19 protein-coding genes and 1 pseudogene are annotated in these 23,371 nt (G+C 74.5%); 7 read left to right on the forward strand and 13 right to left on the reverse strand.

Going from position 1 to position 23,371, the window contains the following annotated elements; genetic code table 11:
• Nucleotides 1–20 precede the first annotated feature (20 nt).
• From AC3D3D_RS03360 to AC3D3D_RS03370, 3 genes and pseudogenes are all read right to left on the reverse strand, one after another.
• Nucleotides 21–185 (reverse strand): annotated as a pseudogene (locus AC3D3D_RS03360) (hypothetical protein); the annotation flags it as partial.
• Nucleotides 182–1,321, reverse strand: coding sequence for a recombinase RecA (gene recA, locus AC3D3D_RS03365; protein ID WP_463660945.1), 1,140 nt, complete (start codon nucleotides 1,319–1,321; stop codon nucleotides 182–184). The gene recA and the pseudogene AC3D3D_RS03360, both read right to left, overlap by 4 nt.
• A gap of 388 nt (nucleotides 1,322–1,709) precedes the next feature.
• A complete protein-coding gene (locus tag AC3D3D_RS03370; RefSeq protein WP_463660944.1) occupies nucleotides 1,710–1,931 on the reverse strand; it encodes a DUF3046 domain-containing protein in 222 nt (73 codons plus the stop codon).
• A gap of 65 nt (nucleotides 1,932–1,996) precedes the next feature.
• Between AC3D3D_RS03370 and AC3D3D_RS03375 the strand changes: the two genes are divergently transcribed.
• A complete protein-coding gene (locus tag AC3D3D_RS03375) occupies nucleotides 1,997–6,970 on the forward strand; it encodes a DEAD/DEAH box helicase (protein ID WP_463660943.1) in 4,974 nt (1,657 codons plus the stop codon).
• Nucleotides 6,971–7,138: 168 nt separating this feature from the next.
• Here the strand turns inward: AC3D3D_RS03375 and AC3D3D_RS03380 are convergent, their stop codons facing one another.
• The 3 genes from AC3D3D_RS03380 to pgsA all read right to left on the reverse strand — a co-directional run bounded on the left by AC3D3D_RS03380 (nucleotide 7,139) and on the right by pgsA (nucleotide 8,755).
• On the reverse strand, nucleotides 7,139–7,432 hold the full coding sequence (locus AC3D3D_RS03380) for a helix-turn-helix domain-containing protein (protein WP_463660942.1): 294 nt from the start codon (nucleotides 7,430–7,432) through the stop codon (nucleotides 7,139–7,141).
• 211 nt (nucleotides 7,433–7,643) lie between these two features.
• Complete coding sequence (locus tag AC3D3D_RS03385; protein WP_463660941.1) at nucleotides 7,644–8,144, reverse strand: CinA family protein; 501 nt, start codon at nucleotides 8,142–8,144, stop codon at nucleotides 7,644–7,646.
• Between the two features lie 2 nt (nucleotides 8,145–8,146).
• Nucleotides 8,147–8,755, reverse strand: a complete 609-nt coding sequence (gene pgsA, locus AC3D3D_RS03390) for a CDP-diacylglycerol--glycerol-3-phosphate 3-phosphatidyltransferase (protein ID WP_463660940.1) — start codon at nucleotides 8,753–8,755, stop codon at nucleotides 8,147–8,149.
• 67 nt (nucleotides 8,756–8,822) lie between these two features.
• On the opposite strand from pgsA, the gene AC3D3D_RS03395 reads away from it, so the two are divergent.
• Nucleotides 8,823–10,136 (forward strand): CapA family protein, encoded by a 1,314-nt coding sequence (locus AC3D3D_RS03395; RefSeq protein ID WP_463660939.1) that lies wholly within the window; start codon nucleotides 8,823–8,825, stop codon nucleotides 10,134–10,136.
• A gap of 2 nt (nucleotides 10,137–10,138) precedes the next feature.
• On the forward strand, nucleotides 10,139–10,654 hold the full coding sequence (locus tag AC3D3D_RS03400) for a metallophosphoesterase family protein (protein WP_463660938.1): 516 nt from the start codon (nucleotides 10,139–10,141) through the stop codon (nucleotides 10,652–10,654).
• A gap of 20 nt (nucleotides 10,655–10,674) precedes the next feature.
• Here AC3D3D_RS03400 and AC3D3D_RS03405 read toward each other — a convergent pair whose 3' ends face one another.
• Together AC3D3D_RS03405 and AC3D3D_RS03410 are read right to left on the reverse strand one after the other, a co-directional pair.
• Entirely contained in the window at nucleotides 10,675–11,922 is a 1,248-nt protein-coding gene (locus AC3D3D_RS03405; protein ID WP_463660937.1) for an ATP-binding protein, read from the reverse strand.
• Between the two features lie 147 nt (nucleotides 11,923–12,069).
• Nucleotides 12,070–14,913 carry an FtsK/SpoIIIE family DNA translocase gene (locus tag AC3D3D_RS03410; RefSeq protein WP_463660936.1) on the reverse strand — a complete coding sequence of 948 codons (2,844 nt, stop codon included), beginning with the start codon at nucleotides 14,911–14,913 and terminating at the stop codon, nucleotides 12,070–12,072.
• 164 nt (nucleotides 14,914–15,077) lie between these two features.
• On the opposite strand from AC3D3D_RS03410, the gene AC3D3D_RS03415 reads away from it, so the two are divergent.
• Entirely contained in the window at nucleotides 15,078–15,698 is a 621-nt protein-coding gene (locus tag AC3D3D_RS03415; RefSeq protein WP_463660935.1) for a TetR/AcrR family transcriptional regulator, read from the forward strand.
• Nucleotides 15,695–16,891, forward strand: coding sequence for a MalY/PatB family protein (locus AC3D3D_RS03420; protein ID WP_463660934.1), 1,197 nt, complete (start codon nucleotides 15,695–15,697; stop codon nucleotides 16,889–16,891). The genes AC3D3D_RS03415 and AC3D3D_RS03420 overlap by 4 nt, the downstream gene beginning before the upstream one ends.
• A 61-nt stretch (nucleotides 16,892–16,952) precedes the next feature.
• Here AC3D3D_RS03420 and AC3D3D_RS03425 read toward each other — a convergent pair whose 3' ends face one another.
• The 4 genes from AC3D3D_RS03425 to AC3D3D_RS03440 form a co-directional block, all read right to left on the reverse strand.
• Nucleotides 16,953–18,584, reverse strand: coding sequence for a ribonuclease J (locus AC3D3D_RS03425; protein WP_463661063.1), 1,632 nt, complete (start codon nucleotides 18,582–18,584; stop codon nucleotides 16,953–16,955).
• Nucleotides 18,585–18,668: 84 nt separating this feature from the next.
• A complete protein-coding gene (locus tag AC3D3D_RS03430) occupies nucleotides 18,669–19,154 on the reverse strand; it encodes a DUF2975 domain-containing protein (RefSeq protein ID WP_463660933.1) in 486 nt (161 codons plus the stop codon).
• A 146-nt stretch (nucleotides 19,155–19,300) separates the two neighbouring features.
• Nucleotides 19,301–20,050: an ABC transporter permease gene (locus AC3D3D_RS03435; RefSeq protein WP_463660932.1), complete on the reverse strand. Its 750-nt coding sequence runs from the start codon at nucleotides 20,048–20,050 to the stop codon at nucleotides 19,301–19,303.
• Nucleotides 20,047–20,790, reverse strand: coding sequence for an ABC transporter ATP-binding protein (locus AC3D3D_RS03440; RefSeq protein ID WP_463660931.1), 744 nt, complete (start codon nucleotides 20,788–20,790; stop codon nucleotides 20,047–20,049). The genes AC3D3D_RS03435 and AC3D3D_RS03440 overlap by 4 nt, the downstream gene beginning before the upstream one ends.
• A 94-nt stretch (nucleotides 20,791–20,884) precedes the next feature.
• Here AC3D3D_RS03440 and AC3D3D_RS03445 point away from each other — a divergent pair, with 94 nt between their 5' ends.
• Together AC3D3D_RS03445 and AC3D3D_RS03450 are read left to right on the forward strand one after the other, a co-directional pair.
• Nucleotides 20,885–21,472 (forward strand): TetR/AcrR family transcriptional regulator, encoded by a 588-nt coding sequence (locus AC3D3D_RS03445; protein ID WP_463660930.1) that lies wholly within the window; start codon nucleotides 20,885–20,887, stop codon nucleotides 21,470–21,472.
• A gap of 42 nt (nucleotides 21,473–21,514) precedes the next feature.
• Nucleotides 21,515–22,330, forward strand: coding sequence for a mycofactocin-coupled SDR family oxidoreductase (locus AC3D3D_RS03450; RefSeq protein ID WP_463660929.1), 816 nt, complete (start codon nucleotides 21,515–21,517; stop codon nucleotides 22,328–22,330).
• A gap of 101 nt (nucleotides 22,331–22,431) precedes the next feature.
• Here the strand turns inward: AC3D3D_RS03450 and dapA are convergent, their stop codons facing one another.
• Nucleotides 22,432–23,337 (reverse strand): 4-hydroxy-tetrahydrodipicolinate synthase, encoded by a 906-nt coding sequence (dapA, locus tag AC3D3D_RS03455; RefSeq protein ID WP_463661062.1) that lies wholly within the window; start codon nucleotides 23,335–23,337, stop codon nucleotides 22,432–22,434.
• Nucleotides 23,338–23,371 lie beyond the last annotated feature (34 nt).

The raw sequence follows: 23,371 nt of genomic DNA on the forward strand, positions 1-23,371 counted from the left end.
ACCCCCTTGTCCGCGAGCTTGTCGGCCAGCTGGGCGCGGGTGCGCGGCGCGGCGGCCAGGGACCGCAGGGCGATGGCCCGCGCTTCCTCGAGCGGGTCGACCTCCTCGGGGCCGCCCGCCCCCGGGCCCTCCGGCGCAGGGCCGTCGGGACCGGGGGCGCCGCGGCGGCGGGGCCGTGCGGTCAGAACGCCACCGGGACCTCGTCACGAGCACCGGCCGGTGCGCCCTGACGGGCGCCCCGGGCCGGAGCCTTGGCCGCCGGCGCCTCGCCGACCGGCACCTGGCCCTCGGGGGCGGCCGGCGCCTCGTCCTCGGCGGGTGCCTCCCCGATGCCGAGCTTGGTGAGGATCTTCTTCTCGATCTCCTCGGCCAGCTCGGGGTTGTCCTTGAGAAACTGCCGCGAGTTCTCCTTGCCCTGGCCGAGCTGGTCGCCCTCGTAGGTGAACCAGGAACCGGACTTGCGCACGATGCCGTGCTCGACGCCGAGGTCGATGAGCCCACCCTCGCGGGAGATGCCCTGGCCGTAGAGGATGTCGAACTCGGCCTGCTTGAAGGGCGGCGCCATCTTGTTCTTGACGATCTTGACGCGGGTGCGGTTGCCGACCGCGTCGGTGCCGTCCTTGAGCGTCTCGATGCGGCGCACGTCGAGCCGGACCGAGGAGTAGAACTTCAGCGCCTTGCCACCGGTGGTGGTCTCCGGCGACCCGAAGAACACCCCGATCTTCTCGCGGAGCTGGTTGATGAAGATGGCCGTGGTCCCGGAGGCGGACAGCGCACCGGTGATCTTGCGCAGCGCCTGGGACATGAGCCGGGCCTGGAGGCCGACGTGGCTGTCCCCCATCTCGCCCTCGATCTCGGCCTTGGGCACGAGCGCGGCGACCGAGTCGACCACGACGATGTCCAGCGCGCCGGAGCGGATGAGCATGTCGGTGATCTCGAGCGCCTGCTCACCGGTGTCCGGCTGGGACACGAGGAGGGCGTCGGTGTCCACGCCGAGCTTCTTGGCGTACTCCGGGTCGAGCGCGTGCTCGGCGTCGATGAAGCCGGCGATGCCGCCGGCGCGCTGGGCGTTGGCCACGGCGTGCAGGGCGACGGTCGTCTTGCCCGAGGACTCCGGGCCGTAGACCTCGATGACGCGGCCGCGCGGGAGTCCGCCGATGCCCAGGGCGACGTCCAGGGCGACGGAGCCGGTGGGGATGACCTGGACCTTGGGCCGGGTGTCGTCGCCGAGGCGCATCACCGAGCCCTTGCCGAACTGGCGGTCGATCTGGCTGAGCGCGGCCTCGAGCGCCTTGCTGCGGTCTGCTGCGGGTGCGGGCATGAAGTCTCACCTCTCGGCTGGGGGCGGTTCTCGCCCCGTCTGGACGGTCCGGGCTGGCCTTGTCAGGGGGTGTCCCCTCTCCGGGGCGCTACCTGAGACGACGCTATGTCCGACCACAGACATCCGCCCCGGAGGCCCTGCTGGGTTGTGGACCCGCCGGTGGCGTCGTCATCTGTGGAGCACACTACGCCGAACACCTGTTCGAGGTCGATCGACACGCCGGGCGTGTCCCGAACGATCGGCGCGACGGGACCACCGGCGCCCGGGAGCCGGCCAACACGTCCGCGTCCGGGAGCCGGCCAACACGTCCGCGTCCGGGAGCCGGCCGACACGTCCGCGTCCGGGCCGTGACCGGGTCCGCGGCGAGCAGCTCTCCGGCCCGGGGTGCTCAGTCCTCGGGCTCGCGGCGGTGGTGCCAGCGCGCGGACTCGCCGAGGTCGAGCTCGTCGACGAGGGCGTCCCACACGGTCTGGGGCCGCTCCCCCTGGTCCAGGGCCTCCTGCGCGGTCCGGTAGCCCACGCCCGCCAGGGTGAGGTCGCTGAGGTAGGAGGAGGCCGCGGCCTCGCCGAGGACCTCACGGGCGGTGGCGGTGAACTGGGAGCGCTTCACCCACCAAGGGTGGCACGCCGTCGTCGGCCGGCGCCGATGTCCGCCCGCGGTGCCACCATGGGCCGGTGACCTTCGGACCGGCGACCCGCGCCTGGTTCGCGAGCGCCTTCGACGGCCCCACGCCCGCGCAGTCGGGCGCCTGGGACGCCGTCGCCTCCGGTGAGCACGCGCTCGTGGTCGCACCGACCGGCTCGGGCAAGACCCTGGCCGCCTTCCTCTGGGCCCTCGACCAGATGCTCACCGAGCCGGTCCCGGCCCGGGAGGAACGCACGCGCATCCTCTACGTCTCGCCGCTCAAGGCCCTGGCGGTCGACGTCGAGCGCAACCTCGAGCGCCCGCTGACCGGCATCCGTGCGGAGGCCGCCCGGCTCGGCCTCGACCTGCCCGGCCTCCGGGTCGGGGTGCGGACCGGCGACACTCCCCCGGCCGAGCGACGCCGGCTGGTCACGCACCCGCCGGACATCCTCATCACGACGCCGGAGTCGTTGTTCCTCATGCTCACCTCCTCGGCGCGGGCGGCGCTGCGGCACGTGCGCACGGTCGTCGTCGACGAGGTGCACGCGGTGGCCGGCACCAAGCGGGGCGCCCACCTCTTCCTCAGCCTCGAGCGGCTCGACGCCCTCACGCCCTCCCCCGTCCAGCGCATCGGCCTGTCGGCCACGGTGCGGCCGGCGCAGGAGGTGGCGCGGGCTCTCGCCGGCGTGCGCACGCCCGCCGAGGGCGGGCGCCCGGTGCGGGTCGTCGCGCCGCCGTCGCCGCGCCGCCTCAAGCTCGAGGTCCGCCTGCCGGTCGAGGACCTGGCGGCCCCCGGTCCCCCGCCGGGCAGCCCGGCGCCGGAGCCGGGGCAGACATCGCCGGTCGGCCCGACGTCGGGCGTCTCGACCCCGGGCGCCCCGACACACGACGCCCCGACCCCGGACGGTCACCTCGCCGGGGACGACGCCACCACTGCCACCCCCGACGACGCGGCAGGCCTGGCGGGGCGGCCCGAGCCGCCGTCGATCTGGCCGCACGTGGCCGCGCTGGTCGTCGACCTCGTGCGCGCCCACCGCTCGACGATCGTGTTCGTCGGCTCGCGGCGCCTGGCCGAGCGGCTCGCCGCCCAGGTCAACGAGGAGGACGAGCGGCGCCGGGGCGGCCTGGGCGTGACCGGCGAGGGCGCGGCCTGGCCCGCCGCCGTGCCGGGCCAGTCGGGCACCGCGCTCGGCTCCGCACCCGTGCTGGCCCGGGCCCACCACGGGTCGATGAGCCGGTCCGAGCGGGCCCTGGCCGAGGAGGCGCTGAAGTCCGGTGAGCTGCGCTGCGTGGTGGCCACCGGCACCCTCGAGCTCGGCATCGACATGGGCGAGGTCGACCTCGTCCTCCAGGTCGGGGCGCCGCCGACCGTCGCCTCGACCGTCCAGCGGGTGGGCCGCGCCGGGCACCAGGTGGGCGGGACCTCGCGCGGGGTGCTGGTGCCGGTGCACCGCGCCGAGCTGCTGCCGACCCTGGTGGCCGCGGGGCACGCCCTCGACGGCGAGGTGGAGGAGACGGTGCTGCCCCGCTCCCCGCTCGACGTCCTGGCCCAGCAGCTGCTCGCGATGGTCGCCGTCGAGGACCTCACCCCCGACGAGGCGCTGGCGCGCGTGCGACGCGCGGCCAGCTTCGCCGACCTCGCCGAGGCCACCTTCTCCGGCGTCGTCGACATGCTCTCGGGCCGCTATCCCGCCGAGGAGTTCGCCGACCTGCGCCCGCGCCTCGTCCACGACCGCACCGAGGGCGTGCTGCGGGCCCGCCCCGGTGCGGCCCGCCTGGCGGTGACCTCGGGCGGGACGATCCCCGACCGCGGCCTGTTCGGCGTCTTCCTCGCAGGCGGCGCGGCGGGCGGCCGCCGGGTCGGTGAGCTCGACGAGGAGATGGTCTTCGAGTCCCGGGTCGGCGACACGTTCACCCTCGGCAACTCGACGTGGCGCATCGAACAGATCACGGCCGACCGGGTGCTCGTCACCCACGCGCCGGGCCGGCCGGGGCGGCTGCCCTTCTGGCTCGGCGACACGGTGGGTCGGCCGGCGTCCTTCGGTGCGGCCATCGGTGCGGCGGCCCGCACCTGGCCGGCCGGCGGGCAGGGGCCCGACGACGCCGCGGCGCAGCCGGGCCCGGGGCTCACCCTCGCCCCCGCCACGGAGCGCGGGGTCACCGCCTGGATCGACGAGCAGCGCGCGGCCACCGGCGCGGTGCCCGACGACCGCACCGTCGTCGTCGAGCGCTTCCGCGACGAGCTCGGCGACTGGCGCGTGGTCGTGCACAGCCTCGCGGGCCGCCGGGTCAACGCCCCCTGGGCGCTGCTGCTCGCCGCGGCCCTGCGGGAGCGCACCGGCGCCGACGCGCAGGCGATGGCCGCCGACGACGGCATCGTCCTGCGCCTGCCGCCCGGCGCGGACGAGACCCTGCACGCCTCGGACCTGCTCGTCGATCCCGAGGAGGTGCGCACCCGCGTCGTGGCCGCGCTCGCCGGCTCCCCGCTGCTGGCCGCCCGGTTCCGCGAGGCCGCTTCGCGCGCCCTGCTGCTGCCCCGCCGCTTCCCCGGGCGCCGTCAGCCGCTGTGGCAGCAGCGCCACCGGGCGGCCGCCCTGTTCACCGTCGCCGCCCGCTTCCCCGAGTTCCCCATCACCCTCGAGGCCGTGCGGGAGGCGCTGCAGGAGGACTACGACGTGCCGGCGCTGACCGCGCTCATGTCGGCGCTCGCGGCGCGCCGGGTCCGCCTCGTCGAGGTCACCACGTCCGGCCCGTCCCCGTGGGCGCGTTCCCTGCTCATGGGCTACACGGCCCGGTTCCTCTACGGCGAGGACGTGCCCCCGGGCGAGCGCCGGGCCGCCGCGCTCGCCCTGGACACCTCGTTGCTGGCCGAGCTGCTCGGCGGGGACACCGCGGACCTGGTCGACATCCTCGACCCGCGCGCGGTGTCCGAGGTCGCCGTGGAGGTCGCCCTGCTCGGCGAGGCGGCCCGTGCGCGCGACGCCGAGGGCGCCTTCGACCTCGTGCGCCGCCTGGGCCCGCTGCCCCGCAGCGAGCTGGCCGAACGGCTCGAGGAGCCCGGCCACGTCGACGCCCTGGCGGGCGAGCTCCTCGCGTCCGGCCGGCTGATCGAGGTCGACGTGGCCGACGAGCCGCACCTGGCCGTCGTGGAGGACGCCGGCCGGCTGGCGGGGGCGCTGGGCACGGCGCTGCCCGCGGGGCTGCCCGCCGAGCTCACGGCTGCGGTGGCCGACCCGCTGGGCGACCTGCTGCGCCGGCACGCGCGCACCCACGGCCCCTTCACCGCCTCGGACGTCGCCGCACGCCTGGGCCTGCCCGCGGGTGCGTTGCGGGCCGGACTGGACGCGCTGGTCGCCGAGGGCACGCTCGTGGCCGGACGGGTCACCGGTCACGCGGAGGGGGTCGAGCTCGTCGACGCCGACGTCCTGCGCCGGATCCGTCGGCGCTCGCTGGCGCTTCTGCGCGGCGAGGTCGACGCCGTCGAGCCGCAGGTGCTCGCGCGCGCCACCCTCACCTGGCACGGCGTGCGCGCCGAGGAGGTGTCGCCCGGCGGTCCGGGAGGCCCTGGCGAGAGCGACGCGCCGGTGGCGGACACCACCTCCACGCCCGCGTCCGCGTCGGGTCGGGCGGATGCGTCGCCGACGGCGGCGGCCGACCTGCTCGACGTCGTCGACCGGCTCGCCGGCCAGCCGCTGCCGCTGGTCGGTCTCGAGTCGCACGTCCTGCCCGCGCGCGTGCCCGGGTACCGGCCCGGTCTCCTCGACGATCTCGTCGCCGACGGCGAGGTGGTGTGGGTGACCCGCGGGCCCGCCACGCTGCCGGCGGTGCCCGACCAGGTGGTGCTGCTGCCGGCCGACGCCGTCGCGGACCTGGCACCGGCCACCGACGCGTGGCGGTCACCGTCCGCCGCATCCCCGCCGGGTACCGAGCCTCCCACCGAGGTGCTGCTGGCCGCGGTCGTGCGGGCCCTCTCCGACGGCGCCTCCCGCACCCTGGCGGACCTCGTGGCCGCGGTCGGCGCCACCGACCCGGCCGACCCCTGGGACCGCGGCGAGCCGGGCGGCGCTGCCGGCCCGGGCGGGCACGGCGGATCTGGCGACCTGGATCGGCCGACCGGTCCCGCCGTCGGGGAGGCGCTGTGGTGGCTGGCCTGCGCGGGGATCGTCACCACCGACTCCGCCGCGCCGCTGCGCGCACGGCTCGCGCGCGGCTCCGGCCCGGTGCGCTCGCGGACCGCGGCCCGGCCCCCGCGTCCGGTGCGCGGCGGCCTGCGCCGGCGGGCCACCGCCGCGATGCGGCCGACCTCCGCGCTGGCGGCGAGCCCGGCCGACCTCGTGGGCCGGTGGTCGCTCGTGCGCCGCACGACGCCCGCCCCGGACCCGACGACTGCCCTGGCCGCGCGCGTGGCCCAGCTCGTCGAGACGCACGGCGTCCTCACCCGCGAGTCGGCGGGCATCGGCGAGATCGCCGGCGGCTTCCCCGCGGCCTACGAGGTCCTGCGGCGACTGGAGGACACCGGCCAGGTCCGGCGCGGCTACGTCGTCGAGGGGCTCGGCGGCGCGCAGTTCGCGCTGCCCGCGATGCTCGAGACGATCCGGGAGACGCACGCGGCCTCCGAGTCAGGCCCCCGGCCGGTGCACGTGCTCGCGGCCGGCGATCCCGCCTCCCCGTGGGGCGCGGCGCTGCCCTGGCCCTCCGCCCCGGGCCGCGAGCAGGGCGCAGAGCCCGGTCATCGGCCCTCGCGGCGCCCCGGCGCCCTCGTCGTCCTCGTCGACGCGGTCCCTGCCCTGTTCGTCGAACGTGGCGGCCGATCGGTGCTCGGGCTCGGCGCTGACGGCGAGGCTCTCGCGCTCGCCGCGCGCGCCCTGGCGGCCCAGGCGCGCGACGGGCGCCTCCCCCGGGCCACCATCCGGCAGGTCGACGGCCAGGCGCCGGCGGGCGCCTCACGTGCGGGGCCGACCGAGCGTGCGCTCGTGGCGGCCGGCTGGGTGCGCGGCCCGGGCGGCCTGCACCCGCCGGCCTGACGGGCCCACACCGCAGCCTGCGGCACCGCGGTCCACGCGGGACGACGTCGCCCCGGTCCCCCGCCTACGCAGACCGGCCGGCCGGACCACGCACGCCCCCCCAGGCACGACGAAGGCCCCCCGCCACGGCGGGGGGCCTTCGGAGATCGTGGTGCCGGGCCGGACCGGTCAGACGGTGGGGGCCAGCTCGCCGAGCAGCTCGTCGGGCACCGTGTCGGGCACGCGGACGGGCTCGGTGGCCGCCAGACGCCCGGAGACGACCCGCATGATGTGGCTCAGCGGGGTGTTGAGCGCCTCGGAGATCGACGAGAGCAGCTCGGAGGAGGCCTCCTTCTGGCCGCGCTCGACCTCGGAGAGGTAACCGAGGGAGACCCGGGCGTCCGAGGAGACCTCGCGCAGGGTGCGGCCCTGGCGCTGGCGGACCTCGCGGAGGACGTCGCCGATGACCTGACGAAGCAGCACGGGGGTCCCCCTCTCCGGGTCGGTCGGTGCGGCCGGCGCGTGCGCGTCGGTCGCGGGTGTGGTCACACGGTACCTGGCGTGCGGCGCACGGCGGGATCCGTTGTGGTGGGCGTCTCGCCGGTCGGGACGACCGACCGGGCTGGCGAGGGAGGTGGGAGGCATCATCGCTCTCGACAACGCACCGGCCCGCCGAGTTGTTCCCGCTCCCCTCCTACCGCCGCCCGGGCCGCGGGAGCAGGTCCGCGGCGGCGTCGTGGAGCAGGGCGAGCGCCGCCCCCACCGCGGCTTCCCGCACGAGCGGGCGGGTCCCGACGACGAGGAGGCTGCGGGTGCGCGTCCCGCCGGGGTGGTGGCAGGCCACGTGGAAGGTGCCGGCCGGGTGACCGTCGGCCGGGCCGGGACCGGCGACCCCGGTGGTGGCCAGGGCGACGTCGGCGCCGAGGACGCGGGCCGCACCGCGGGCCATCTGGGCCGCCACCTCCGCCTGGACGGGGCCGCCGGAGCGGAGCAGGTCGGCGTCGACGCCGAGGAGCTCGGCCTTGACCTCGCTCGCGTAGGCGACGAGGCCGCCGCGCAGGATCCCCGACACCCCGGGGACCGCGGCGAGGCGGGCGGCCAGCGCCCCGGCGGTGAGGGACTCGGCCACCGCGAGGCGCACCCCGGCGGCGCTGAGGTCCGCGACGAGGGCGGCGAGCGGGTCGGGCGCCCCCACGGTCAGCCCTCGGCGCGCGCCTGCGGGCCGGCGCGCAGGGCGCGGGCCGCGGCGACGAAGTACTGGACCCCGGAGACGACCGCCACGCCGACGGCCGCCCAGGCGATGACGAGCGCGGTGGTGAGGATCGCGTCGGCGGCTCCGTCGCCGAGGATGCTCGCCCAGGGCACGAGCATCATCGTGAGGAAGACGAGCTGGAGGACGGTCTTCAGCTTGCCGCCCGAGGATGCGGGCATGACGACCTGGCGGCGCCGCATGACGTCGCGCAGGACGGTGACGGCCAGCTCGCGCACGAGCAGCAGGACGGTGATGATCCAGGGCAGCTCGCCGGCGATGGAGAGCACGATGAGGGCGGCCCCGACGAGCGTCTTGTCGGCGATCGGGTCGGCGAGCTTGCCGAAGTCGGTGATGAGGTTGCGCGAGCGGGCGAGGTAGCCGTCGAGCTTGTCGGTGATGGCCGCGAGCAGGAACACGCCGGCCGCCGCCCAGCGTGCCGAGGTCCCGTCGAGCAGGAAGAGGACGACGAAGACCGGCACGAGCGCGATGCGCACCATGGTGAGGATGTTGGCGATGTTCCACAGGGAGGCCTGCGGGGCGGCCGGCGTCGTCATGCGCCCAGGGTAGGTCCCCCTGGTGCCGATCCCGCGCCCGGCGCCCCGAGCGCCCTACCCTGCCTGTATGCCGCGTCTGAGCCGGACCACCCAGCTGGTCATCGTCGTCGTCCTGGTCGTGGCCCTCGCCGTGGGTCTCGTCGTGCTCGCCATGCGACTGGCCTCCGGCTCGGAGGGCGGCAGCGGGGACGACGCGGCGACCGCCCCGGCCGGCGAGGACGATCAGGAGAGCGGGGCCCCGCCGGAGGACGGGACGGACGACGGCGAGGAGTCGCCGTCGGAGGAGGAGCCCGCCGGCGAGGAGGTGTCCTTCACCCTGGCCGCGGCCGGTGACGTCATCACCTACCCGCTGATGAACGAGGAGGCCCGCCAGGCGGACGGCTCCTACGACTACTGGCCGATGATCGAGCCGGTCGCCCCGTACATCGAGGGCGCCGACCTCGCGCTGTGCAACCTCGAGGTCCCGATCACCGCCGAGGGCGCCGAGCCGGCGGGCTACCCGGTCTTCGCCGCGCCGGAGGACATCGTCCCCCTGCTGGGCCGGGCCGGCTACGACGGCTGCTCGACGGCGACGAACCACTCCGTGGACCAGCAGACCGACGGCGTCATCCGCACGATCGAGGTGATGACCGAGCACGGCCTGGGCTTCGCCGGCACGGCCCGCACCCCCGAGGAGCAGGCGACGCCGCAGATGTACGTCCTCGAGCGCGACGGGCGCGAGATCACGGTCGCCCACCTGGCCGCGACCTACTCCACCAACGGCATCCCGGTGGCCGAGCCGCACCTCGTCGACCTCATCGACGACGACCCGATCGTCGACCAGGCCCTCGCCGCGCGCGAGGCCGGGGCCGACGTCGTCATCGCCTCGATGCACTGGGGTGACGAGTACACCTTCGAGCCCAACGACTACCAGCGTGACGCCGCGCAGCACCTGGCGGACTCCGGCGAGATCGACCTCGTCCTGGGCTCCCACCCGCACACGCCCCAGCCGATCGAGCAGCTCGAGGGCGGCGTCGACGACCAGGGCATGTGGGTGGTGTGGTCGATGGGCAACTCGCTGGCCAGCCAGCAGCCGGGCAGCTCGACGATCATGGAGACCGCCGTCGGGCTGATGACCCGGGCGACGATCACCGTGCCGGCCGAGGGGCCCGCCCGCGTGGACTCGGTCGAGTGGATGGGCACCGTCATGGACTCCAACGGCGACTACGGGCTCGTCCCCCTGCACGAGGCGCTCGCCGACCCGTCGGCCACCGCCTGGGACCCCGCCCAGATCGAGTCCTACGACTCCTGGCTGAACGACCTCATGGGCGACGAGCCGCCGTCCTTCGACGCCCCGACCGAGCCGGGCGGCGAGCCGCCCCGCGTCGAGCCCCGCTCCTGACCGTGACCACGCGACTTCTCCTCGTCGCCGACACCCACGTGCCGGCCCGCTCGCGGCGGATCCCGGGCGAGGTGTGGCGGGCGGTCGAGGCGGCCGACGTCGTCGTGCACGCCGGTGACTGGGTCGACGTCGCCACCCTCGAGGCGTTCAAGGAGCGGTCCGCGCAGCTCGTCGCGGTCCACGGCAACAACGACGGCGCCGAGCTGCGCGCGCGGCTGCCGGAGGTCGCCCGCGCCCGGGTCGAGGGGCTGGACCTCGCGGTGGTCCACGAGACCGGTGCCGCCGCCGGCCGGGAACGCCGGATGGACGCGGCCCTCGCCGACGACCCGCCGGACGTGCTCGTCTTCGGCCACAGCCACATCCCGTGGGACACGGTGACGCCTGGCGGGATGCGCCTGCTCAACCCGGGCTCGCCGACCGACCGCCGGCGGCAGCCCGAGTGCACGATGATGACCGCCGTCGTCGAGGGCGACGAGCTGCGCGAGGTCCGCCTGGTCACGGTCGACCGGGAGTCGTGAGCGGGCCGGAGTCGCCCCCGTCAGGCGCCGAACAGCGCGAGCGGAACCACGGCGACGCCGTCCTGGCGGCGGTACGCCTGTCGCCCGGTCGTCAGCACGACGAGATCGACGACGTCGGGCACCTGGTCACGGAGCCAATGGAGGTGCCGGACGTCGGCGTCACCCACCGAGGAGGCGAGCTTGACCTCGATACCGAGCACCTGTCCCTCCGTCCCCTCCACCACGAGATCGACCTCGTGGTCCCCGTTCCGGGTCCGCAGGTGCCCGACCGTGGCTTCCGCGGCCTGGGCCGCCACACGCACTCCGAGGGTGGCGAGCGACTCGAACAGCGGCCCGGCCATGCTCGCGCCGGCGGCGCTCCTGAGCGTGGTGGCGGTCAGACCGAGGAGGCGGGCGGCAAGCGCTGGATCGGCGAGCTGGTGCTTCGGCGCCTGCTGGACACGGCTCAGCGGCCGTCGGCTGTGCGTCCAGCCCGGTACCGGATCGAGCAGCCACAGCCGCGTGAGCATCTCGCGGTAGACGATCGTCGTGGTCTTCGCTGGCTGCGTCCCGTCGCCGGCCGTGACCGCGTCGAGGATGGCGGAGTAGCTGCTCGTCGTCGATGACGCGGCGGCATAGGCAGCGAGCCAGCGCCGCAGGGTCTGCGGCCGCCGCACCCTGTGTCCGAGCTCAGGGAGATCGCGCTCGACGACCAGACCGAGATACTCGTCCAGCTGCGCGCGACGCAGCCGTTCGGGGCTGTGCCGCAGCCCGGGAAAGCCGCTCGCGACGATGGCGTCGAGATAGTCGGGGAGCATGCGGTCGCTGGTGCCCGAGAGTCGACCGGCGGATCCCGCGAGAAGCGCACGCATACTCACCGTCGGGTCCTCCGGCCAGCGCTCGTGCAGCGCCATCGGTCTCATGCGCAACGACAGCAGCCGCCCCGCACCGCTGTGCACCGACGACTCAGGAGCGGGCGACGCGCTCCCCGTGAGCAGGAAGCGTCCGGGGGGCGCACCTTGGTCGACCTTTCTCCGCACCGAGTCCCAGACGGCAGGCAGTCGCTGCCACTCGTCGAGGAGCAACGTGCCCGACGGCGCCCCGTCGAGCCGGAGGTCCGCTGCCAGGAGCTCGCGATGATCGGGGTCGTCGAGGAACCAGCTGTGGTCGGCCCGCCTGCTGGCGGTCGCCGACTTGCCGACCGCCTTCGGACCGTCGAGCGCGATCGCCGGTGCGAGCGCCAACAGCTCATCCAGCTCGGCGTCGACCGTCCGTCGCACGTACTCCACGCCGCTACGCTACCTTGAGCAGGGCTCCTACGCTACCTTGAGCAGGACTTCTACGCTACCTTGAGCAGGACTCTCGCACGACGTCGAGCAGCGCTCCGACGCTGACTCCGGCCTCCGTCGCGGGCGAGGTCGAGCACCGATCGCCGCTCACCTGCGGTCGGTCAGCTCCCAGGCGTCCTCGCCGCCGTCGTCGTCGCCGTACCCGTCGTCGTCCCACGACGGCGGGGCCACGACCTCGGTCTGCCCCTCCCCCGCGGCGGCCGCGGCGTCGAAGGGGACGTCGGCCGACGACGCTGCGCCCGCGGCCGGTACCGCTCCGGCACCGTCGGGCGCCGCACCACCCGAGGCCCCGCCACCGGGCGCCTCCTCGCCGCGCAGCATGGCCAGCGTGCCGGCCAGGTCGTCGGGCTGGACGAGCACGTCGCGCGCCTTGGAGCCCTCCGAGGGGCCGACGATCTCGCGGGACTCGAGCAGGTCCATCAGCCGCCCGGCCTTGGCGAAGCCGACGCGCAGCTTGCGCTGCAGCATCGAGGTCGACCCGAACTGGGTGGTGACGACGAGCTCGGCGGCCTGCAGGAGGACGTCGAGGTCGTCGCCGATGTCCTCGTCGACCTGCTTCTTCTCGACCGTCGGGACGACGTCGTCGCGGAACTCCGGGCTCGCCTGGGACTTCACGTGCTCGACGACGCCGTGGATCTCGCTCTCGCCGACCCACGAGCCCTGCACGCGCATCGTCTTGCTCGCGCCCATGGGCAGGAACAGGGCGTCGCCCTGGCCGATGAGCTTCTCCGCGCCGGGCTGGTCGAGGACGACGCGGGAGTCGGCCAGCGAGGAGGTCGCGAAGGCGAGCCGGGAGGGGACGTTGGCCTTGATGAGGCCGGTGACGACGTCGACGGACGGGCGCTGCGTGGCCAGCACCAGGTGGATGCCGGCGGCGCGGGCGAGCTGGGTGATGCGCTGGATCGAGGCCTCGACGTCGCGCGGGGCGACCATCATGAGGTCGGCGAGCTCGTCGACGACGACCAGCAGGTACGGGTAGGGCGAGATGACCCGCTCGCTGCCGGGCGGCGGGGTGACCTTGCCGGCCCGCACGGCGACGTTGAAGTCGTCGATGTGCTTGAACCCGTAGGTCGACAGGTCGTCGTAGCGCATGTCCATCTCGCGCACGACCCACTCGAGGGCCTCGGCGGCCTTCTTCGGGTTGGTGATGATCGGGGTCACCAGGTGCGGGATGCCCTCGTAGATCGTCAGCTCGACCCGCTTGGGGTCGACGAGGACCATGCGGACCTGCTCGGGGGTGGCCCGCATCATCACCGAGGTGATCATCGAGTTGATGAAGCTGGACTTGCCCGAGCCGGTGGCACCCGCGACGAGCATGTGCGGCATCTTCGACAGGTTCGCGACGACGTAGCCGCCCTCGACGTCCTTGCCCACACCGACCACCAGCGGGTGGTCGGTCTGCCGGGCGACCGCGGAGCGCAAGACGTCGCCGAGGGCCACGGACTCGCGGTCGGTGTTGGGGATCTCGACGCCGATGGCGGACTTGCCGGGGATCGGCGAGAGGATGCGGACGTCGGCGCTCGCCACGGCGTAGGCGATGTTCCGCGACAGGGCGGTGATGCGCTCGACCTTGACCCCGGGGCCGAGCTCGAGCTCGTACCGGGTGACCGTCGGGCCACGGGAGAAGCCGGTGACGGTCGCGTCGATGCCGAACTCGTCGAGGACCTGCGTGAGGGCCTCGACGACGCGGTCGTTGGCCGCGGAACGGACCTTGTGGGGCGGCCCCTGCTCGAGGAGCGACTCCTCGGGCAGGTCGTAGTCGCCGTCGGGCAGGGTGAGCTGCTCGCCGGCGCCGGGCAGGGAGCGGGTCGGCGGTGCCTCGGGCCCCGCGTCCTCCGGCTCGGTGGTCGCCTCCGCCGGCTGCCCGGCGCCGCGCACGGCGGCCGCCGCCGCACCCGGGACCACCTGCGTGGCACCGGACTCCCCGCCCGTGCCGAGGTCGACGTCGTGGGTCTGCGGGCGCCGGGCCCGGCGGGCGTTGGCCGGGCGCGGGGGCGGCCCGTCGTCCAGCGCGAGGGCCGGGCCGGGCCCGACGTCGGCGGCCTGGTCGAAGGCCTCGTCACCGGCGTAGCGGTCGAGGAGCTCGGTGCTGCCCTCGTCGCGGCCCCCGCGCCGGCGCGAGCGTCCCGTGCGTCGCGGCGCGTCCTCGGTGCCGTCCTCGGCGTCCTGCCCGCGACCGGGGGTGTGGCCGGAGATCCAGGCCGTGGCCGCCCGGGCCTTCGAGGGCAGCGCGCGCAGCGGGGTGCCGGTGAGCACGAGCGCACCGAACAGGCCGAACAGGACGAGCACGGGCACGGCGCCCCAGGGCGAGAGCAGGGCGTTGAGCGGCGTGCCGAGGAGCCAGCCGACGAGACCGCCGGCGTCCTCGACGGCGCTGAAGGAGTCCCCCGGGGAGGGCGAGCCGGCGAAGATGTGGATGAGCCCGGCGACCGCGAGGCCGAGGATCGTCACGCCGATGACCACGTGCGGACGCAGGTCGTCGTCGGGGTCCTCGGGGTCCTCCCGCCAGAGCTGGACCGCCAGGACGACGAGGACCACCGGGACGAGCCGGCCGAGGACGCCGACCAGCCCGGCCACGGCGTGGTGGATGACCACGCCGGCCAGGCCCGACAGGCCGAACCACTCGCGCAGGGCGACGACGATCGCCAGGGCGAGGAGGCCCAGGGCGATCGCGTCGTTGCGGAAGCCGGAGGGGATGCCGCCGCGCGGCCCCCTGCTCCCGTTCTGGTCGTCCTCGGGCCGCCTGCCTCGCACGCCGCCCCCTTCCTTCTTCGGTGATCGTCCCCCGGACGATCCGCGACCGCGCGACGAGCCGGCCGGGCCCGCGCCGTCGCGGGAACCGCCCCGGGGACGCGTGGGGCGCGCCGGCGAGGTGGAGGCACCGCGTGCCGTCCGGGCCGGCCGTGAGGGGGAAGACGCACGGGTAGCCATCGCCTCACACGATAGCGGCCGGGCGCCGCGATCCCCCGAGGTGGAGCCGGTGTTGCCCGCGCGAGGGTGGTCACGCCGTCGGGCCCGGGCGTGCGTGCGCCGGCCGGTGAACACTGCCCGCCGGGCTGGATATCGGCGTCGGCCGCACGAACTATCGTCGCCGCATGGGACATCGGCGCCGGTACGACGACAGCCTGAGGGCCGATCTCCTCCGGGCGGCCGCACGTGCGCTGGCCGCCGACGGGGAGGCGGCGATCTCGATCCGCGCGGTCGCGGCGGACGCCGGCACCACCACCGCCGGGGTGTACGCGCTGTTCGGCTCGCGCGACCAGCTCGTCGACAAGGTCGTCGGCGACGGGCTGGCGCAGTTCCAGCGGCGCATCGCCGAGCGCAAGCGGCACGAGGACCCGCTGGCCGACCTCGTCGGCCTGTGCCACGCCTACCGGCGCGCCGCCCTGGAGATGCCGCAGGTCTACCGGGCCCTCGGCGTGGTGGCGCGGCGTCGGGAGGTCCCCATGCTTGGCGGGCCCGAGCAGATGACCCTCGTCGGGCCCGCCGTCGCCCGGGTGCTGGGCACCGGACCGGACGACGCCGAGACGTATGAGCACGCGATCACGTTGTGCGCGCTTGTCCACGGGCTGGTCCTGCTCGAGATCGACAACGTCCTCACCGGTGGCGAGGGTGAGAATGGGGAGCGGTTCGGACGTGCGCTCGACCGACTCGTCCTGACCACGACGCGCCGGGCGCCCGCGCCCGGGACACCCACCGAGGAGAGTGAGCGATGACCGGGACGACGCACCCCCAGGCCGCGACCACCACCGCCGCGGCGGGCGGCGACCACGTCTCGGAGGTGGCGGCGCTGCGCTCCTCGGGCGGGAAGATCGCCTGGCCGCAGGACACCGACGTCTACGGCACGTTCATCGCCGAGTCCGACCTCGGCACCGCGCCGGTGGTGCTCGAGGCCCTGCACCGGGCCGTGGACGACCAGCTCCTCGGCTACCTCTCCCCCACGCTGGCCCGGGCCTGCGTCGAGGCCACGGCCGGGTTCCTGACCCGCCAGCACGGTGTGGAGGTCGTCCCCGACCAGGTCCGCCTCCTGCCCGACGTCCTCTCGGCGATGCACCAGCTCGTGAGCCGGCTGCCCGCCGGCGGGCGGATCATCCTGCCCACGCCCGCCTACCCCAGCTTCTACGGCGTGCCGCCCCGCTGGGGCACCGAGCTGGTCGAGGTCCCGCTCGCACCCGACGGCGAGAGCTGGACCTTCGACCTCGACGCCCTGGCGGCCACGATCCGGCGCGGCGACCTCGTCATCCTGTGCAACCCGCAGAACCCGACCGGCCGCGTGCACACCCGGGCCGAGCTCGAGGGCTTCGCCGAGGTGGTCGAGCGGGCCGGGGCGACCGTCTTCGCCGACGAGATCCACGCCTCGCTCGTGCGCCCCGGCCACACGCACCTGCCCTACGCGAGCATCTCCGAGACGGCGGCCGCGCACGCCACGACGGCGACCTCGGCGTCGAAGTCCTTCAACCTGCCCGGCCTGCGGTGCGCCCAGCTCATCGCCTCGACCCCGGAGGCGGCCCGCGAGTGGGACACGCACGGCGCGCACCTGGCCAAGGAGGTCTCCACGCCCGGGGTCGTCGCGGTCACCGCCGCCTACGACCGCGGCGAGGAATGGCTCGCCGAGCTGGCCGCCACGATCGACTCGCGGCACGACCTGTTCGCCGGCCTGGTCGCCGAGCAGCTGCCCGAGGCGCGGGTGGCGCCGGCGGAGGGCACCTACCTGGGCTGGCTCGACCTGCGCCCCTACGGCCTCGGCGACTCCCCGGGGCGCGCGCTGCGCGGGGCCGGGGTGCTGGCAGGCAACGGTCCGACCTTCGGCAGGGTCGGCGCCGGGCACGTGCGCGTCTCGCTGGCCACGACCACCTCGATCCTCACCGAGATCGTCGGCCGGATCGCCACCGCCTGCGGCGTGCGCTGACCGGCCGAGCCTGACCGGCCGCGGTTGACCGGCCGCACCCGGACACCCGGGGTGCGCGGCGTCAGACCTCGACGACGGTGGGCAGGATCATCGGCGAGCGCCGCAGGCGCCGCGAGGCCCAGCGGCCCACGACGCGGCGCATCGCCTGCTGCATCTGGTGGGTGTCGGCGTTGCCCCGCCCGGCGACCTCCTCGAGCGCCGCGGTGACGTCGGGCAGGATCCCGTCGAACACACCGGCGTCCTCGGCCATCCCGCGGGCCTCGATGTGCGGGCCCGCCACGACCGAGCCGTGCTGACGGTCCACCACGGCGAAGATCGAGATGAAGCCCTCCTCGCCGAGGATGCGACGGTCCTTGAGCTCGGTCTCGGTGACCTCGCCCACGGAGCTGCCGTCGACGTAGACGTACCCGCACTCGACGGCGCCGACGATGCGGGCGCGCCCCTCGTTCAGGTCGACGACGACGCCGTCCTCGGCGAGCACGACCCGGTCGGCGGGCACCCCGGTGCGCACCGCGAGCGCCCCGTTGGCGACCAGGTGGCGGATCTCGCCGTGCACCGGCATGACGTTCTTCGGCTGGACGATGTTGTAGCAGTACAGGAGCTCGCCGGCCGAGGCGTGCCCGGAGACGTGGACCTTGGCGTTGGACTGGTGGACGACCTTCGCGCCGAGGCGCATGAGGCCGTTGATCACCCGGAACACCGAGTTCTCGTTGCCGGGGATGAGCGAGGACGCGAAGATCACCGTGTCGCCGGGACCGACGTCGACCTTGTGGTTGCGGTTGGCGATCCGCGAGAGCGCGGCCATCGGCTCGCCCTGCGAGCCGGTGGCCATGAGGACGCGCTGGTGGGCGGGGATCGAGTCGATGTTCTTCTGGTCGATGAGGACGCCCGGCGGGACCGTGAGGTACTCCAGGTCCGCGGCGATGCCCATGTTGCGCACCATCGAGCGCCCCACGAGGGCGACCTTGCGGCCGTGTAGGGCCGCGGCGTCGAGAACCTGCTGGACCCGGTGCACGTGGCTGGCGAAGGAGGCGACGACGATCTGCCCCTCGGCCTGGCCGAAGACCTGGTCGAGGACCCCGCCGATGTCCCGCTCGTTGGCGGTGAAGCCGGGGACCTCGGCGTTGGTGGAGTCGGTCATGAACAGGTCCACGCCCTCCTCGCCGAGGCGGGCGAAGGCGCGCAGGTCGGTGATGCGCCCGTCGAGCGGGAGCTGGTCCATCTTGAAGTCGCCCGTGTGCAGGACGGAGCCGGCGCCGGTGCGGATCATCACGGCCAGGGCGTCGGGGATCGAGTGGTTGACGGCGACGAACTCGAGGTCGAACGGGCCCTGCGTGAGGCGCTCGTTCTCGGCGACGACCTGCAGCTGCGGGGTGATGCGGTGCTCGCGGAGCTTGGCCTCGATGAACGCCAGCGTGAGGCGCGAACCGAGCAGCGGGATGTCGGCGCGCAGGCGCAGCAGGTAGGGCACGGCGCCGATGTGGTCCTCGTGGCCGTGGGTGAGGACGACGGCGACGACGTCGTCGATCCGGTCCTCGATGTAGCTGAAGTCGGGCAGGATCACGTCGACGCCGGGCTGGTGCTCCTCGGGGAAGAGGACGCCGCAGTCGACGATGAGCAGCTTCCCGTCGTGCTCGAAGACGGTCATGTTGCGTCCGACCTCGCCGAGGCCGCCCAGGGGGACGATGCGCATGGCGCCCTTGGCCAGGACGGGAGGGACGGTCAGCTCAGGATGGGGATTGCTCACCGGGGCATCATCCCATCCCTGGGCGCTCACTCAGGCGGCGACCCGCTGCGGGGTGCCGGACGTGCGGTCGCTCGGCTGTCTGCGTCCCTTCGCGTGGCGGCGGCCCCACACCACCGTCGCCCCTGCGACCTGCGCGGCAGCGAGCACGATGAGGGCGAGCCCCACCCCTGGCTGCAGGCCGAACTCGCGGGTGGCGGCACCCAGCCAGACCAGCGTGCCGACGGTGAGTGCCGCACCGACCAGCAGCGACACGGCTACGGCGGCAAGCAACCGGGCGGCGCGCCGCTCGTCGGCGGCCGGAAGCTGCCACGCGAGCAGCGCGGCAACCTGGATGGGCACCAGGCACAGAACGACGGCGACGGTGGTGGGTGCCGAAAGGTGGGCTGCCTCCGGGTAGTGCGTCGCCAACGTGGCCGCGAACCACGGCAGAACCACCGCCTGAACGGCGAGGACGGCAAGCACGACCACCACGGCAGCGACACGCAGCGCAGGAAACTGTCGCGACTCGCTCGACATGATCTCTCCTCTCCGACTTCCCCTCGTCGGCGTCCGTCACCTGTGTTGACAGGCGATCAAACACCCATATCGTACCGATCTCCGTGCGTGAGTGACAGACCCAGAACCTGATGATCGAAGGTTGGAGATCCCGGGCTCCGCGCGAATCAGTCCGTGCGCCGCCGCAGGGTGAGCGTGCCCAGCAGGAGGACGCCGACGGCGAAGGCGAGGACCACCGCGAGGTGGCCCCAGGTGCCGTCCGCGACCTGGCCGTCCGCACCGGCCTGGACGCCCTGCATGGCCTCGACGGCGTAGGTCAGCGGCAGCACGGTGGACAGCGCCTCGGCGACGTCGGGCATCTGCTCGCGCGGGAGGAAGACGCCGCACAGCAGGAGCTGCGGGGCGACCAGGGCGGGCATGAACTGCACCGCCTGGAACTCGGTGCGAGCGAACGCGGAGATCGCCAGGCCCAGCGCGGTGCCGAGGAAGGAGCCCGCGGCCGCGACGAGACCCATCACCCACACCGGGCCGCCGACGTCCATCCCCAGCAGGCCGACGCCGAGGCCGATGACCAGGGCGGACTGGAACGCGCAGACGAGGACCAGGGCGGCCGCGTAGCCGAGCAGGATGTCCGCGCGCCCGACCGGCATCGCCAGCATGCGCTCGAGCGTGCCGGCGGTGCGCTCGCGCAGCATGGTGATCGAGGTGACGATGAACATCACCGTGAACGGCATGAAGGAGATGAGCGCCGGCCCGAACTGGTCGATCATCTCCGGGCCCGGACGGTCGGAGAAGGCCCACCACAGCAGCAGGAGCAGCAGGCTCGGCAGCCCGAGAAGCAGGGCGACGGTGCGCGGGTCGCGCCGGAGCTGACGCAGCACGCGGCGGGCGACGGCGGCGGTGCGCGCGGCGCTCATGCGGCCTCCTCGACCAGGGCGAGGAAGGCGTCCTCGACGGTGGCGGCGCCGGTCCGGGCCCGCAGCTCGGCCGGGGTCCCGGTGGCCAGCACCCCTCCCTCGCGCACGAGCGCGATGCGGTCGCAGCGCTCGGCCTCGTCCATCACGTGGGAGGAGACGAGGATCGCGGTGCCGACGGCGGCCAGCCTCCGGAAGGTGGCCCACAGGTCGTGACGCAGGAGCGGGTCGAGGCCGACGGTGGGCTCGTCGAGGACGAGCACCGGCGGGGAGCCGAGCAGCGCGGTGGCCAGCGAGACGCGCGAGCGCTGCCCGCCGGACATGGTGGCCACCACCTGGTCGGCCGCACCCGTGAGGTCGACGGCGGCCAGGGCGGCGTCGATGTCGTCGGGGCCGGCCGATACGACGGCGGCGAAGAACTCGAGGTTCTCCCGCGCGGTGAGGTCGACGTAGACCGCGGGCGCCTGGGTGACGTACCCGACGCGGCCGCGCACCGACGGGCTGCCGGCCGGTGCGCCGAGGACGCGCAGGTGGCCCGAGACGCGGGCCTGGACCCCGACGACGGCGCGCATGAGGGTGGACTTCCCTCCCCCGGACGGACCGATGAGGCCGACGAGCTCGCCGGCGCGCACCTCGAGGTCGACGCCGTGCAGGACCTCGCGGCCGCGCCGACCCCCGCGCACGACGCGCAGGTCGCGCATCTCGACGGCGGGTGGCTGGGGGGTCTCGTCGCTGCCGTCCATGTCTCCTCCGACCGATCGGTTGGTCAACGCGTGTTGACTCAGAAGGTACGCCGCTGCGCCCGCGTGGTCAACACTCGTTGACTACAGTGTCGCCATGGCCAGACGCACCGCCGAGGAGAACCGCGCCGCGATCACCGACGCCGCGCGCGAGCTGTTCGCGACCCTGGGTTTCGAACGCGCGACGATCCGGGCGATCGGCGAGCGCGCCGGCGTGGACCCCGCGATGGTCATGCGCTACTTCGGCTCCAAGGACGAGCTGTTCGCGCAGGTCGTCGGGCTGGATATCGGCGCGGAGAGCCTCGACCCACCGGCCGACGTCGAGCACCTCGGCGAGTTCGTGGCCCGCAACGTGCTGCGGATCTGGGAGGGCGACGGGACCCTGGTGGCGATCCTGCGCTCGGCGGTCGCGCACGACCGCGCCGCCGAGCGGCTGCGGGAGGTCATGGGCGACCAGGTCGTCCCGCTCCTGGTCCGTGCGGGCGTCGATCCCGACCAGGTGCGGCTGCGCGCCTCGCTGGTGGCCACCCAGGTCCTCGGCCTCGTCCTCGTGCGGATGATCGGGCGCGCCGAACCGCTCGCCTCGGCGAGCCCCGAGGACGTCGTCGCGCTCGTCGGGCCCACCTTCCAGCGCTACCTCACCGGCGACCTGCCTGAACTGGCACCGGGTGACACAACGTCGTAGCGTGACACCACACACACGCAGTCACGAGGACGTGGAGGAACCGTGGGAAAGCTGGACGGCAAGGTAGCGGTCATCACCGGCGGAGGGCGCGGCCAGGGCCGCTCCCACGCCATCGAGCTCGCCAAGGAGGGCGCGGACATCGTCGTCGCCGACATCGGCGGGCAGATCGAGGGCCTGACCTACGGGCTCGCGACCGAGGACGACATCGCGGAGACGGTGCGGCAGGTCGAGGCGCTCGACCGCAGGATCGTCGGCGTGACGGCCGACGTGCGCAGCACGGAGGACATGCAGCGCGTCGCGCAGGCGGCCATCGACGCCTTCGGCCGGATCGACGTCCTCGTCGCCAACGCCGGCATCCACCAGGTGCTGCCCGACACCTTCACGATGTCCGACGACGACTGGCAGCGGATGATCGACGTCAACCTCACGGGCGTCTTCAAGTCGGTGCGGGCGATGATCCCGCACCTGTCCGAGGACGGTGGCGGCTCGATCATCATCACCTCCTCGACCGACGGGCTGCGCGCGTCGCCGTCGTGGGGCCACTACGGGGCGGCCAAGGCCGGGATCATCTCCCTGGCCAAGACCCTGGCGGTCGAGCTGGCGCCGGAGCACATCCGGGTCAACGTCGTCGTGCCGACGGGCGTCAACTCCCCCATGGCCGAGGCGCTGATGGACACGGTGCCGAAGACGCTCGAGCGCTGGGGCTTCGCCACCGACCGCGCGAACCTCATGCGCGAGGTGGGCGTCATCGAGCCGGTCGACGTCTCGCACGCGGTGGTCTACCTGTCCTCGGAGAAGGCCCGCTACGTCACCGGGATCGTCCTCCCCGTCGACGCCGGGTACACGGTCAAGCACTGATCTCACGTCGGGTCAGACCCGGCGTCGGGTCTGACCCGAACGGCCCGCGGCCCCGCCCTCGTGGCGGGGTCGCGGGCCGTCGTCGTCGGTGCGGCGCGTGCCTACTGCTCGGGGAGCAGTCCCGCCGAGACCAGCGTCTCGCGCACGAGCTCGACCTCCTCGACGGTGGCGTCGGCCAGCGGGAGGCGCACGGTCGGCGTCGGGATCCGGCCGAGCAGGTGGCTGGCCACCTTGGCCATGACCGCGCCCTGGCCGCCGCCCATGATGGCGGCCACGACCGGCCGGAGGTGCGCGGCGACGGCGCGTGCGGCGGGCAGGTCGCCGTCGTCGACCGCCGTGACCATGTCCAGGTACTGCGAGGCGACCGCGTGGCCGGCCACGGAGACGACGCCGGAGGCGCCGTGCGCGAGCCAGGCGAAGTTGAGGGCGTCGTCGCCGGAGTAGTACTCCAGGCCGGTGCGGGACATCTTCTCGAAGCCGGCCGGGACGTCGCCGGTGGCGTCCTTGACGGCGAGGATCTGCTCGTGCTCGGCGAGCCGGTCAAGGGTGGCGTCCTCGAGCCGCACGCCGGTGCGGCCCGGGATGTCGTAGACCATGACCGGCAGGTCGGTGGCCTCGGTGACGGCGACGATGTGGCGGTAGACGCCCTCCTGGGAGGGGCGGTTGTAGTACGGGGCCACCACGAGCAGGCCCTGCGCGCCGGAGCGGGCGGCGCCCTCGGCGATGCGCACGGCGTGCGCGGTGTCGTTGGAGCCCGCGCCGCCGATGATCATCGCGCGTTCCCCCACCGCCTCGACGACGGCGCTGACCAGGGCGTCCTTCTCGGGCTGGTGGGTCGTCGGGGACTCGCCCGTGGTCCCGTTGAGGACGAGGGCGTCGCAGCCGTCGTCGACCAGGGCGAGCGCGAGCCCGACGGCGGAGTCGACGTCGATCGCCCCGTCGGGCGTGAAGGGGGTCGCCATCGCGACGGCCACGGATCCGAAGCTGCGCGAGGGGTGGTACGGCATGGTCATGCTCGAACGGTACTCGCGTCGCGGCCCT

The organism is Georgenia sp. X1117 (assembly GCF_057784635.1).